Below are 12,803 nucleotides of genomic sequence, written 5' to 3' on the forward strand. Positions count from 1 at the left end.
TTGCGGTGCTTATTTTTTGACACGCGTAGAATTTTCACCCTTTCATTGAAGATGAAAAACAGTCATGGAAATAAATCATTATAGGAGTGGTTTATATTTGCTAATTAATTGCAGCTATTACATCAATAAAATGTAATAAAAAAGTAGACGGAATAAACTGGCAGGCAATAAAAAAGCCAGTCAGGTGACCTGACTGGCTTTTTGAGCGTTTAGCGAATCAACGATTAATCGTTGTCAGAACCGCCCAGACCCGCGTTCAGCAGTTCTGCCAGGTTAGCAGAAGCTTCTTCCACGCTGACCTGCGGCGCTGCTGGCAGTTCGCCCGCTGCGCGGCGGCGCATACGATCCTGGTGGTACGCATAACCGGTACCGGCCGGGATCAGACGACCCACGATAACGTTCTCTTTCAGGCCACGCAGTTCGTCGCGTTTACCCGCAACGGCTGCTTCGGTCAGGACACGGGTGGTCTCCTGGAACGATGCGGCAGAGATGAACGATTCGGTTGCCAGGGACGCTTTGGTGATACCCAGCAGATCGCGGGAGAATGTTGCCCCCACTTTGCCGTTCGCTTCCAGATCGCGGTTAGCAATCTTAACGCGAGAGTATTCAACCTGTTCGCCTTCCAGGAAGTCGGAGCTACCGGCGCTTTCGATGGTCGCTTTACGCAGCATCTGACGAACGATAACTTCGATGTGCTTATCGTTAATCTTAACGCCCTGCAGACGGTATACGTCCTGAACTTCGTTAACGATGTAACGAGTCACAGCATGCACGCCACGCAGACGCAGAATGTCGTGCGGCGCTTCCGGACCGTCGGAAACCACGTCACCACGTTCTACGCGTTCACCTTCGAACACGTTGAGCTGACGCCACTTAGGAATCATCTCTTCGTACGGATCGCTACCGTCTACCGGGGTGATAACCAGACGACGTTTCCCTTTGGTTTCTTTACCGAAGGAAATGATGCCGCTGATTTCAGCCAGGATTGCCGGCTCTTTCGGACGACGTGCTTCGAACAGGTCGGCAACGCGCGGCAGACCACCGGTGATGTCCTTGGTACCGCCGGATTCCTGCGGTACACGTGCCAGGGTGTCACCAGAACTGATCTGGACGCCATCTTCCAGCTGAACAATCGCTTTACCCGGCAGGAAGTACTGCGCAGGCATATCGGTGCCAGGGATCAGAACGTCATTGCCCTGAGCATCAACGATTTTCAGCGCCGGACGCAGATCTTTACCGCCAGTGGTACGCTCTGCAGAATCCAGAACCACCAGAGAAGACAGACCGGTCAGCTCGTCGGTCTGACGAGTAATGGTCTGGCCGTCAATCATGTCAGTGAAGCGGACAAAACCACTCACTTCGGTGATAACCGGCATGGTGTGCGGATCCCAGTTTGCTACGGTTTCACCGCCGGCAACCTGCTCGCCATCACCTTTCGCCATAACGGAGCCGTAAGGCACTTTATAGCTCTCTTTGGTACGACCGAATTCGTCGATCAGCTTCAGCTCGGTATTACGGGAAGTAATAACCAGCTTACCGCTGGAGTTCACAACCGACTTCGCATTGCTCAGACGGATGCTACCTTTGTTTTTCACCTGGATGCTGGACTCAGCAGCCGCACGAGATGCCGCACCACCGATGTGGAACGTACGCATCGTCAGCTGTGTACCCGGCTCACCGATGGACTGTGCCGCGATAACGCCGATAGCCTCACCTTTGTTGATGATGTGGCCACGCGCCAGGTCACGACCGTAGCAGTGCGCACATACACCAAAGTCGGTGTCACAGGATACAACGGAACGCACTTTGACGGAGTCAACGGAGTTCTCTTCCAGCAGATCGCACCAGTGCTCGTGCAGCAGCGTGTTGCGTGGAACCAGAATGTCCGCCGTACCCGGCTTCAGAACGTCTTCAGCGGTCACACGACCCAGTACGCGATCGCGCAGCGGCTCTTTAACATCGCCACCCTCGATAACCGGGGTCATGGTGATGCCTTCCAGGGTGCCACAGTCGTCTTCAGTCACGACCAGGTCCTGCGCAACGTCAACCAGACGACGAGTCAGGTAACCGGAGTTCGCCGTTTTCAGTGCGGTATCCGCCAGACCTTTACGCGCACCGTGCGTGGAGATGAAGTACTGGAGTACGTTCAGACCTTCACGGAAGTTCGCGGTGATTGGCGTTTCGATGATGGAGCCATCCGGCTTCGCCATCAGACCACGCATACCGGCAAGCTGACGAATCTGTGCAGCAGAACCACGCGCACCGGAGTCGGCCATCATGTAAATGCTGTTGAAGGAGACCTGCTGCTCTTCTTCGCCGTTACGGTTAATAACGGTTTCAGTTTGCAGGTTGTCCATCATCGCTTTGGATACACGATCGTTCGCCGCGGCCCAGATATCGATAACTTTGTTGTAGCGTTCGCCAGCGGTAACCAGACCCGACTGGAACTGCTCCTGAATCTCAGCAACTTCCGCTTCCGCTTCGCTGATGATCTCGTATTTTTTCTCCGGGATGACCATGTCATCGATACCAACGGATGCACCTGAGCGCGCTGCATAAGCAAAGCCGGTGTACATCGTCTGGTCCGCAAAAATAACGGTCGGTTTCAGGCCCAGAATACGGTAGCAGGTGTTCAGCATCTTAGAGATGGCTTTCTTGCCCAGCGCCTGGTTGACGATGGAGAAAGGCAGACCTTTCGGTACGATCATCCACAGAATGGCACGACCAACGGTCGTATCTTTCAGGCTGGTTTTCGCAACGAACTCGCCGTTTTCATCTTTTTCGTATTCGGTGATACGCACTTTAACGCGCGCATGCAGAGAGGCCAGGCCAGCGCGATAAATACGCTCAGCTTCTTTCGGGCCAGTCAGCACCATGCCTTCGCCTTTGGCGTTAACACAGTCACGGGTCATGTAGTACAGACCCAGTACAACGTCCTGAGACGGAACGATGATTGGTTCGCCGTTCGCCGGAGACAGGATGTTGTTGGTAGACATCATCAGCGCACGCGCTTCGAGCTGGGCTTCCAGCGTCAGCGGTACGTGAACAGCCATCTGGTCACCATCGAAGTCGGCGTTGTATGCCGCACAAACCAGCGGGTGCAGCTGAATAGCTTTACCTTCGATCAGTACCGGCTCAAATGCCTGGATACCCAGACGGTGCAGGGTTGGTGCACGGTTCAGCAGTACCGGGTGTTCGCGGATCACTTCGTCCAGGATATCCCAAACGACAGCTTCTTCACGCTCAACCATTTTCTTAGCGGCTTTGATGGTGGTGGCGAGGCCACGCAGTTCCAGCTTGCCGTAGATGAACGGTTTGAACAGCTCCAGCGCCATTTTCTTCGGCAGACCGCACTGATGCAGACGCAGGTATGGACCTACGGTGATAACAGAACGACCGGAGTAGTCAACGCGCTTACCGAGCAGGTTCTGACGGAAACGACCCTGCTTACCTTTGATCATATCGGCCAAAGATTTCAGAGGACGTTTGTTAGAACCGGTGATCGCACGACCGCGACGACCGTTATCCAGCAGGGCGTCGACCGCTTCCTGCAGCATACGTTTTTCGTTGCGTACGATGATGTCCGGCGCAGCCAGATCCAGCAGACGTTTCAGACGGTTGTTACGGTTAATGACGCGACGATACAGATCGTTCAGGTCAGAAGTCGCGAAACGACCGCCATCCAGCGGAACCAGCGGACGCAGATCTGGCGGCAGAACCGGCAGAACGGTCAGGATCATCCACTCCGGCTTGTTGCCAGACTGTACGAACGCTTCCAGCAGTTTGATACGCTTGGTCAGCTTCTTACGCTTGGTTTCGGAGTTGGTTTCGTTCAGCTCTTCGCGCAGAGTTTCGCACTCTTGCTCCAGATCCATGCTCTTCAGCAGGGCCTGGATAGCTTCCGCACCCATCTTCGCGTCAAATTCGTCACCGAACTCTTCCAGCGCATCCAGATACTGTTCTTCAGTCAGGATCTGCTGGCGTTCCAGGTTGGTCATACCGCCTTCGATAACCACATAGGATTCGAAGTACAGCACGCGTTCGATATCGCGCAGCGGCATATCGAGCAGCAGGCCGATACGGGACGGCAGAGACTTCAGGAACCAGATGTGGGCGGTCGGAGACGCCAGCTCGATGTGGCCCATACGCTCACGGCGCACTTTAGTCTGGGTCACTTCAACGCCGCACTTCTCACAGATCACACCGCGGTGTTTCAGGCGCTTGTACTTACCGCACAGGCACTCGTAGTCTTTTACTGGCCCGAAAATACGCGCACAGAAAAGGCCGTCACGCTCAGGTTTGAACGTACGGTAGTTAATGGTTTCCGGCTTTTTAACTTCACCAAAAGACCATGAACGGATCATGTCTGGCGATGCCAGAGCAATTTTGATCGCATCAAACTCTTCGGTTTTAGTTTGCGCTTTCAGAAACTTTAATAAGTCTTTCACGGATTTGCTCCCGTCGGAGTTAGCACAATCTGGCGCCGGGTCTTACCCCGGCACCAGTGACCTGTTTGAGCGAGAGTTACTCGTCTTCCAGTTCGATGTTGATGCCCAGCGAGCGAATCTCTTTCAACAATACGTTGAAGGATTCCGGCATGCCCGGTTCCATCTGATGGTTGCCGTCCACGATGTTCTTATACATCTTAGTACGGCCGTTCACGTCATCAGACTTAACGGTGAGCATTTCCTGCAGGGTGTATGCTGCGCCATATGCTTCCAGCGCCCACACTTCCATCTCCCCGAAGCGCTGACCACCGAACTGCGCCTTACCACCCAGCGGCTGCTGAGTAACCAGGCTGTAAGAACCGGTAGAACGCGCATGCATCTTGTCATCAACCAGGTGGTTCAGTTTCAGCATGTACATGTAGCCAACGGTAACCTGGCGCTCGAATTGCTCACCGGTACGACCATCGAACAGGGTGATCTGGCCGGAAGTCGGCAGGCCACCAAGCTGTAACAGTTCCTTGATTTCAGACTCTTTCGCACCGTCGAAGACCGGCGTTGCGATCGGCATACCTTTTTTCAGGTTTTCAGCGAGACGCATAACTTCTTCGTCAGTGAAGGTATTCAGATCAACCTTCTGACGCACGTCGGTGCCCAGATCGTAGGCACGCTGGATGAATTCGCGCAGTTTGGCGACTTCCTGCTGCTGTTTCAGCATGGCGTTGATTTTCTCGCCAATACCTTTCGCAGCCATACCCAGGTGAGTTTCCAGGATCTGACCGATGTTCATACGAGACGGTACGCCCAGCGGGTTCAGTACGATGTCAACCGGCGTGCCGTTTTCATCGTAAGGCATATCTTCGATCGGGTTGATCTTAGAGATAACACCCTTGTTACCGTGACGGCCTGCCATTTTGTCACCAGGCTGAATCTGACGTTTAACGGCCAGATACACTTTGACAATCTTCAGCACGCCCGGTGCCAGATCGTCGCCCTGAGTGATTTTGCGGCGTTTCGCTTCGAGTTTTTTCTCGAACTCGTGTTTCAGTTCGTCGTACTGCTCAGCCAGCTGTTCCAGCTGATTCTGTTTCTCTTCGTCGGTCAGGCCCAGTTCCAGCCAGCGATCGCGCGGCAGCTTATCGAGCTTCTCAGCTTCGATACCGCCGGAGACCAGCACCGCGTAGATACGACCAAACAGGCCAGCTTCGAGGATCTGCAGTTCTTCAGACAGGTCTTTCTTCGCCTGTTTGAGCTGCATCTCTTCGATTTCCAGCGCGCGTTTGTCTTTTTCTACGCCGTCACGGGTAAAGACCTGAACGTCGATAATGGTACCGGAGACACCGTTTGGTACGCGCAGGGAAGAGTCTTTAACGTCAGACGCTTTCTCACCGAAGATCGCACGCAGCAGTTTCTCTTCCGGCGTCAGCTGGGTTTCACCTTTCGGCGTTACCTTACCAACCAGAATATCGCCACCGGTCACTTCCGCGCCGATATAAACGATACCGGATTCATCCAGTTTAGAGAGCGCAGCTTCACCCACGTTCGGGATGTCGGCGGTGATCTCTTCCGGCCCCAGCTTGGTGTCACGAGACACGCACGCCAGTTCCTGAATGTGGATGGTGGTAAAACGGTCTTCCTGGACAACGCGCTCGGAAACGAGGATGGAGTCTTCGAAGTTGTAACCGTTCCACGGCATGAACGCGACGCGCATGTTCTGACCGAGCGCCAGTTCACCGAGGTCGGTAGACGGGCCGTCAGCCAGCACGTCACCGCGCTCAATCGGCTCACCCAGAGAGACACACGGCATCTGGTTGATGCAGGTGTTCTGGTTAGAACGGGTGTACTTGGTCAGGTTATAGATGTCGATACCGGCTTCGCCCGGGTACATCTCGTCTTCGTTAACTTTAATAACGATACGGGAAGCATCCACGTACTGAACGGTACCGCCACGTTTAGCGACCGCAGTTACACCGGAGTCAACGGCAACAGCACGTTCCATACCGGTACCAACCAGCGGCTTATCAGCGCGCAGAGTCGGAACGGCCTGACGTTGCATGTTCGCACCCATCAATGCACGGTTGGCGTCATCGTGTTCCAGGAACGGGATCAGGGACGCACCGACGGATACCACCTGCTGGGTGGATACGTCCATGTAGTCAACCTGGTCGCGGCTGAACAAGCTGGATTCGCCTTTACTACGGCAGGTAACCAGATCTTCTACAAAGTGGCCTTCGTCATCCAGGTTGGAGTTCGCCTGAGCAATAACGTAGTTGCCTTCTTCGATAGCAGACAGGTAATGAATTTCGTCGGTTACAACACCGTCAGTCACTTTACGGTACGGGGTCTCGAGGAAACCGTATTCGTTCGTCTGTGCGTACACGGACAGGGAGTTAATCAGACCGATGTTCGGACCTTCAGGCGTTTCGATTGGACATACGCGACCGTAGTGGGTCGGGTGTACGTCTCGAACTTCAAAGCCTGCGCGTTCACGGGTCAGACCGCCCGGGCCGAGTGCGGAGATACGACGTTTGTGCGTAATCTCAGACAGCGGGTTGTTCTGGTCCATAAACTGAGACAGCTGGCTGGAGCCAAAGAACTCTTTCACTGCCGCAGAAATCGGCTTGGCGTTGATCATATCCTGAGGCATCAGGGTATCCAGATCGCCCAGAGACAGACGCTCTTTCACCGCACGCTCTACGCGGACCAGGCCAACGCGGAACTGGTTTTCCGCCATTTCGCCAACGGAACGGATACGACGGTTGCCGAGGTGGTCGATATCATCGACTTCGCCTTTACCGTTACGGATATCGATGAGCTTCTTCATCACTTCGATGATGTCTTCTTTGCTCAGGATACCGGAACCTTCGATTTCGTCGCGCAGCAGAGAACGGTTGAACTTCATACGACCTACCGCGGACAGATCGTAGCGGTCTTCGGAGAAGAACAGGTTCTCGAACAGGCTTTCAGCCGCTTCACGAGTCGGCGGCTCACCAGGGCGCATCATGCGGTAGATTTCTACCAGCGCGCTCAGACGGTCGTTGGTCGGGTCGACGCGTACAGTCTCAGAGATGTACGGACCGTGATCCAGATCGTTGGTGAACAGCGTTTCGATACGCTTATGGCCAGACTGGCTCAGCTTGGCTAGCAGATCCAGGCTCAGCTCCATGTTCGCCGGGCAGATCAGCTCGCCAGTAGATTCATCAACATAGTCTTTAGAGGCAACTTTGCCAGCGATGTACTCAACCGGAACTTCGATATGTTTGATATCGTCTTTTTCCAGCTGGCGAATGTGACGTGCGGTGATGCGACGCCCTTTCTCAACGTACACTTTACCGTTCGCTTCGATGTCGAAGGAGGCCGTTTCGCCGCGCAGACGCTCCGGTACCAGTTCCATCTGCAGCTTGTTATCGCGAATTTCAAAGACCACTTTCTCGAAGAACAGGTCAAGGATCTGCTCAGTGGTGTAATTCAGCGCGCGCAGGATGATGGTAGCCGGCAGCTTACGACGACGGTCGATACGGACAAACAGGTTGTCTTTCGGGTCGAACTCGAAGTCCAGCCAGGAGCCACGGTAAGGAATGATACGTGCGTTATACAGGACCTTACCGGAAGAGTGGGTCTTACCTTTGTCACTGTCAAAGAAGACGCCCGGGCTACGGTGCAGCTGAGAAACGATAACGCGCTCGGTACCGTTGATAACGAAGGTACCGTTGTCGGTCATGAGCGGAATTTCGCCCATGTAGACTTCTTGCTCTTTAATGTCTTTAACGGTGCCTTCCGGCGCTTCGCGCTCGTAGATCACCAGACGCAGTTTGACGCGCAGCGGTGCCGAGTAGGTCACGCCACGGATCTGACATTCTTTAACGTCAAAAACCGGTTCGCCCAGACGGTAGCTGACGTACTGCAGCTCAGAGTTACCGCTGTAGCTTTTAATCGGGAATACGGAACGGAAAGCTGCTTCCAGACCATACTGCCCTTCAGGATCTTGCTCGATGAACTTCTGAAACGAGTCAAGCTGGATAGAAAGGAGATAAGGTATGTCCAGAACCTGCGGACGTTTACCAAAATCCTTACGAATACGTTTTTTCTCGGTATAGGAGTAAACCATAGGGTTCCTCAGCTCGCTGACAAGTCGACCCATCTGCCCACATAAGGCAGTTTTTTATGCAACACTATTTTGTTGACCGGAAAATGGAACACTTTCCGCAATACCTGTTTCTATCACGCTTAAACCATTTCATTGCGATTTACACAGCTCAGGAGCCCTAACCTGTCGCAGTATATTAAGTCGTCTATAGAAACAAGCATTGTCAGGACAACCAGTAGTCAAACAGTGTGAAATTCTACTGGCGCCTTACAGCGCAAAAAGGCTGGTGACTAAAAAGTCACCAGCCATCAGCCTGATTTCTCAGGCTGCAACCGGAAAGGTTGGCTTATTTAACTTCAACTTCAGCGCCAGCTTCTTCCAGAGATTTTTTCAGTGCTTCAGCGTCATCTTTGCTCACGCCTTCTTTCAGAGCGGCCGGAGCAGATTCTACCAGGTCTTTAGCTTCTTTCAGACCCAGGCCAGTTGCGCCACGTACTGCTTTGATAACGGCAACTTTGTTAGCGCCGATACCTTTCAGAATTACGTCGAATTCAGTTTTTTCTTCAGCAGCTTCAACCGGGCCAGCAGCTACAGCTACAGCAGCAGCAGCGGAAACACCGAATTTTTCTTCCATTGCAGAGATCAGCTCAACAACGTCCATTACGGACATAGCGGATACTGCTTCAATGATTTGATCTTTAGTGATAGACATTTAAATTGTTCCTGAATATCAGAATAAGTTTATACGTAAGCGAATGCTTTACAAAGACAACTGCGATTAAGCAGCTTCTTTCGCATCGCGTACAGCAGCCAGAGTGCGAACCAGTTTGCCAGCCGAAGCTTCTTTCATGGTTGCCATCAGGCGTGCAATTGCTTCTTCGTAGGTCGGCAGAGTTGCCAGGCGGTCGATTTGCGACGCCGGGATCAGCTCACCTTCAAAGGCTGCGGCTTTGACCTCAAATTTTGCATTCGCTTTCGCGAACTCTTTGAACAGACGAGCGGCAGCGCCCGGGTGTTCCATAGAGTATGCAATCAGGGTCGGACCAACAAACGTGTCTTTCAGGCACTCGAAAGGAGTACCTTCAACGACGCGGCGCAGCAGGGTGTTACGAACAACACGCATGTATACGCCAGCTTCACGACCTGCTTTACGCAGTTCAGTCATTTTGTCTACAGTCACGCCACGGGAATCCGCAACTACTGCAGACAGCGCGCCTTTGGCTACTTCGCTGACTTCAGCAACAATCGCTTGTTTGTCTTGAAGATTTAAAGCCATTAGCTTTGCTCCTGGATGTTTGCCAGAGCTCATGCTCCGGAACTCACTTCACTCGACTCAAAGAGAAGAGCGTCTTAATACGGTGAGCAGAAACAAGCCAGAGTATCCAAAAATAATCTTAGCGTTCTGTCACCGTCTACGCAGGGCATTAAGTCTCTTGCGAAACACCTGCGGTCTTCGACGGAGGCCTGGATAGGCCAGGCTCCAACGAACAAATTCTTTCTATGACTTCGTCCTTTGAACCGCAGCTGTGTTAGCTGCGCTCGTTCACACCAGTCACATAGTTAACTATGTGACTGGTGATTCACTCACTTGCTGCCTTGCTGCAATTCAAATGGCTCGCATAGTGCTCTGTTATATTTCAACAGAATCGTGGGGGTAGAATTGTAGACAAAACCACCGCCCACGTAAAGCTAATCTTAGTTCGCAGAAGCGCTCAGACCAGCCTGATCAACGGCAACGCCAGCACCCATGGTGGTGGAGATGCTGATTTTCTTGATGTACACGCCTTTAGCCTGAGTCGGTTTTGCTTTTTTCAGCGCAACCAGCAGAGCTTCCAGGTTTTCTTTCAGTTTATCAGCGTCAAAATCCACTTTACCGATGGTGGTGTGGATGATGCCGTTTTTGTCGTTACGGTAACGAACCTGACCTGCTTTAGCGTTCTTAACCGCTTCAGCAACGTTCGGCGTTACGGTACCCACTTTCGGGTTTGGCATCAGGCCGCGCGGACCCAGAACCTGGCCCAGCTGGCCAACAACGCGCATTGCATCCGGGGAAGCAATAACAACGTCAAAGTTCATTTCGCCTTTTTTGATCTGGTCAGCCAGATCTTCCATACCTACCAGCTCTGCGCCAGCAGCTTTAGCTGCTTCAGCGTTCGGGCCCTGGGCAAATACGGCTACGCGAACTGAACGGCCAGTACCGTGCGGCAGTACGGTCGCGCCGCGGACGTTCTGGTCAGATTTACGCGCGTCGATGCCGAGGTTAACGGCAACATCAACGCTTTCAACGAACTTAGCAGTAGCCAGTTCTTTCAGCAGAGAGATGGCTTCGTTGATGTCGTACTGTTTGGTCGCATCAACTTTGTCACGAATCACGGACATGCGCTTGGTCAGTTTAGCCATTTCTTAGTCCTCCACTACCAGGCCCATGGAACGTGCAGTACCTTCAATGGAGCGAGTCATCGCTTCAATGTCGGAACCAGTCATGTCGGCAGCTTTGGTCTGCGCGATTTCCTGCAGCTGAGCGCGGGAAATTTTACCTACTTTGTCTTTGTTCGGTTTACCGGAACCAGACTTGATACCAGCCGCTTTTTTCAGCAGAACTGCTGCCGGCGGAGTTTTGGTAACGAAGGTGAAAGAACGGTCAGCGTAAACGGTAATAACAACCGGGATCGGCAGACCTTTTTCCAGGGATTCAGTTTTTGCGTTGAACGCTTTGCAGAATTCCATGATGTTCACACCCTGCTGACCCAGTGCTGGACCAACCGGCGGACTCGGGTTTGCCATACCAGCTGCAACCTGCAGCTTGACATAGGCTTGTACTTTCTTAGCCATGTAAATTTCCTCGTTTGGGTGTAGCGCCTAAAAAGGCTCCCCGTGATAAATATCGCTTTATGGGAATCAGACCCATAAAAACAAAAGGCGCGAAATTGTATGTCAATTTCGCGCCTCATGCAACGATTAAAACGTTGCTTTTTTGATCGGCTGTTAGGCTTTTTCTACCTGAGCGAAGTCCAGCTCAACCGGCGTCGCACGACCAAAGATAGAAACGGACACTTTCAGACGAGACTTCTCGTAGTCCACTTCTTCAACCACACCGTTAAAGTCGGCAAATGGACCGTCGCTAACGCGAACCATTTCACCCGGCTCAAACAGCGTTTTCGGCCGCGGCTTATCGCCAACCTGCTGCAGACGGTTCATGATCGCGTCGACTTCTTTGTCGCTGATCGGTGCCGGACGGTCAGATGTACCGCCGATGAAACCCATCACACGCGGTACGCTGCGCACCAGGTGCCAGCTCGCGTCGTTCATCACCATCTGGACCAGCACGTAGCCCGGGAAGAATTTGCGTTCGCTTTTACGACGCTGGCCGCCGCGGATTTCGACCACTTCTTCGGTCGGCACCATGACTTCGCCAAACAACTCTTCCATATTGTGTAATTTGATATGTTCACGCAACGAGGTAGCTACGCGACCTTCAAAACCGGAAAACGCCTGAACGACGTACCAGCGTTTTTTAGGAGCTTCAGACATCTCAGAACCTCAGGCCAGTGATAAAGGATACCAGGCGAACCAGAATACCATCCAGTCCCCACAGGATCAGTGACATTACGGCAGTCACTGCGGCAACAATCAGCGTGGTATGCAACGTTTCCTGGCGAGTCGGCCAGATCACCTTGCGGACTTCGGTTCTCGCTTCACGAGCGAAGGCGACTGTCGCCTTACCTTTTGTCGTTAACAGCGCGACACCGCCCGCTGCAGCGATCAGAATCACTACAGCCAGCGCACGCACTGCCAGCATAATGTCACGATAAAGGAAGTTGCCGACGATGGCCACAACCAGCAGCACGACTACGATTGTCCACTTCATCGCTTCGAGGCCGCGCCCGCTCCCTTGAGCTTCGGTATTCGCACTCATAAACCAACCTGTCACAAGAATTCAGACAAATAACTTCACCCCGCATGAAATGCGAGGCGACCAAACCGAAATGCTCTGCTGCGTTTCGGACTTAACGCCCTCTTCAGAGCCTGTCTCAGCAATGATTATGACCCAAAAAATCACTGATGAGCCAGGTTCTGGTGTGAAAGCGTGCAAAAAGGGCATCAAATGATGCCCTTTTATTGCGCATTGCGTCAAATGTTATCAGCGATTAGCCGAGAACTTTAGCAACCACGCCCGCGCCAACGGTACGGCCACCTTCACGGATTGCGAAACGCAGACCGTCGTCCATCGCGATCGGGTGGATCAGGGTAACAACCATTTTGATGTTGTC

General features: G+C 52.9%; 8 protein-coding genes and 1 pseudogene. All 9 read right to left on the reverse strand.

Annotation, left to right across the window (positions count from 1 at the left end; translation table 11 throughout):
• Positions 1–224 precede the first annotated feature (224 nt).
• Positions 225–4,448 (reverse strand): DNA-directed RNA polymerase subunit beta', encoded by a 4,224-nt coding sequence (gene rpoC, locus ACESQ2_RS27455; protein ID WP_004097649.1) that lies wholly within the window; start codon positions 4,446–4,448, stop codon positions 225–227.
• Between the two features lie 76 nt (positions 4,449–4,524).
• Entirely contained in the window at positions 4,525–8,553 is a 4,029-nt protein-coding gene (rpoB, locus tag ACESQ2_RS27460; RefSeq protein ID WP_004097647.1) for a DNA-directed RNA polymerase subunit beta, read from the reverse strand.
• A 325-nt stretch (positions 8,554–8,878) separates the two neighbouring features.
• The gene (gene rplL, locus ACESQ2_RS27465; protein WP_004097645.1) at positions 8,879–9,244 is read right to left on the reverse strand and encodes a 50S ribosomal protein L7/L12; all 366 of its coding nucleotides are present in this window, start codon (positions 9,242–9,244) and stop codon (positions 8,879–8,881) included.
• 66 nt (positions 9,245–9,310) lie between these two features.
• The gene (gene rplJ / locus ACESQ2_RS27470; protein ID WP_004097644.1) at positions 9,311–9,808 is read right to left on the reverse strand and encodes a 50S ribosomal protein L10; all 498 of its coding nucleotides are present in this window, start codon (positions 9,806–9,808) and stop codon (positions 9,311–9,313) included.
• Between the two features lie 419 nt (positions 9,809–10,227).
• Complete coding sequence (rplA, locus tag ACESQ2_RS27475; protein WP_004097642.1) at positions 10,228–10,932, reverse strand: 50S ribosomal protein L1; 705 nt, start codon at positions 10,930–10,932, stop codon at positions 10,228–10,230.
• Between the two features lie 3 nt (positions 10,933–10,935).
• The gene (gene rplK, locus ACESQ2_RS27480; RefSeq protein WP_004097640.1) at positions 10,936–11,364 is read right to left on the reverse strand and encodes a 50S ribosomal protein L11; all 429 of its coding nucleotides are present in this window, start codon (positions 11,362–11,364) and stop codon (positions 10,936–10,938) included.
• 153 nt (positions 11,365–11,517) lie between these two features.
• Complete coding sequence (gene nusG / locus ACESQ2_RS27485; RefSeq protein WP_002438628.1) at positions 11,518–12,063, reverse strand: transcription termination/antitermination protein NusG; 546 nt, start codon at positions 12,061–12,063, stop codon at positions 11,518–11,520.
• Position 12,064: 1 nt separating this feature from the next.
• The gene (secE, locus tag ACESQ2_RS27490) at positions 12,065–12,448 is read right to left on the reverse strand and encodes a preprotein translocase subunit SecE (protein ID WP_004097638.1); all 384 of its coding nucleotides are present in this window, start codon (positions 12,446–12,448) and stop codon (positions 12,065–12,067) included.
• 232 nt (positions 12,449–12,680) lie between these two features.
• Positions 12,681–12,803: pseudogene (gene tuf / locus ACESQ2_RS27495) on the reverse strand (elongation factor Tu); the annotation flags it as partial.

This window comes from Klebsiella sp. Q11, from assembly GCF_964241505.1.
Lineage (GTDB): Bacteria > Pseudomonadota > Gammaproteobacteria > Enterobacterales > Enterobacteriaceae > Klebsiella > Klebsiella michiganensis.

Bases quoted from the DNA above. Each gene is read 5' to 3' on its own strand.
- rplK (WP_004097640.1), bottom strand. From the start codon at position 11,364: ATGGCTAAGAAAGTACAAGCCTATGTCAAGCTGCAGGTTGCAGCTGGT.
- rplA (WP_004097642.1), bottom strand. From the start codon at position 10,932: ATGGCTAAACTGACCAAGCGCATGTCCGTGATTCGTGACAAAGTTGAT.
- rplJ (WP_004097644.1), bottom strand. From the start codon at position 9,808: ATGGCTTTAAATCTTCAAGACAAACAAGCGATTGTTGCTGAAGTCAGC.
- nusG (WP_002438628.1), bottom strand. From the start codon at position 12,063: ATGTCTGAAGCTCCTAAAAAACGCTGGTACGTCGTTCAGGCGTTTTCC.
- rplL (WP_004097645.1), bottom strand. From the start codon at position 9,244: ATGTCTATCACTAAAGATCAAATCATTGAAGCAGTATCCGCTATGTCC.
- secE (WP_004097638.1), bottom strand. From the start codon at position 12,448: ATGAGTGCGAATACCGAAGCTCAAGGGAGCGGGCGCGGCCTCGAAGCG.
- rpoB (WP_004097647.1), bottom strand. From the start codon at position 8,553: ATGGTTTACTCCTATACCGAGAAAAAACGTATTCGTAAGGATTTTGGT.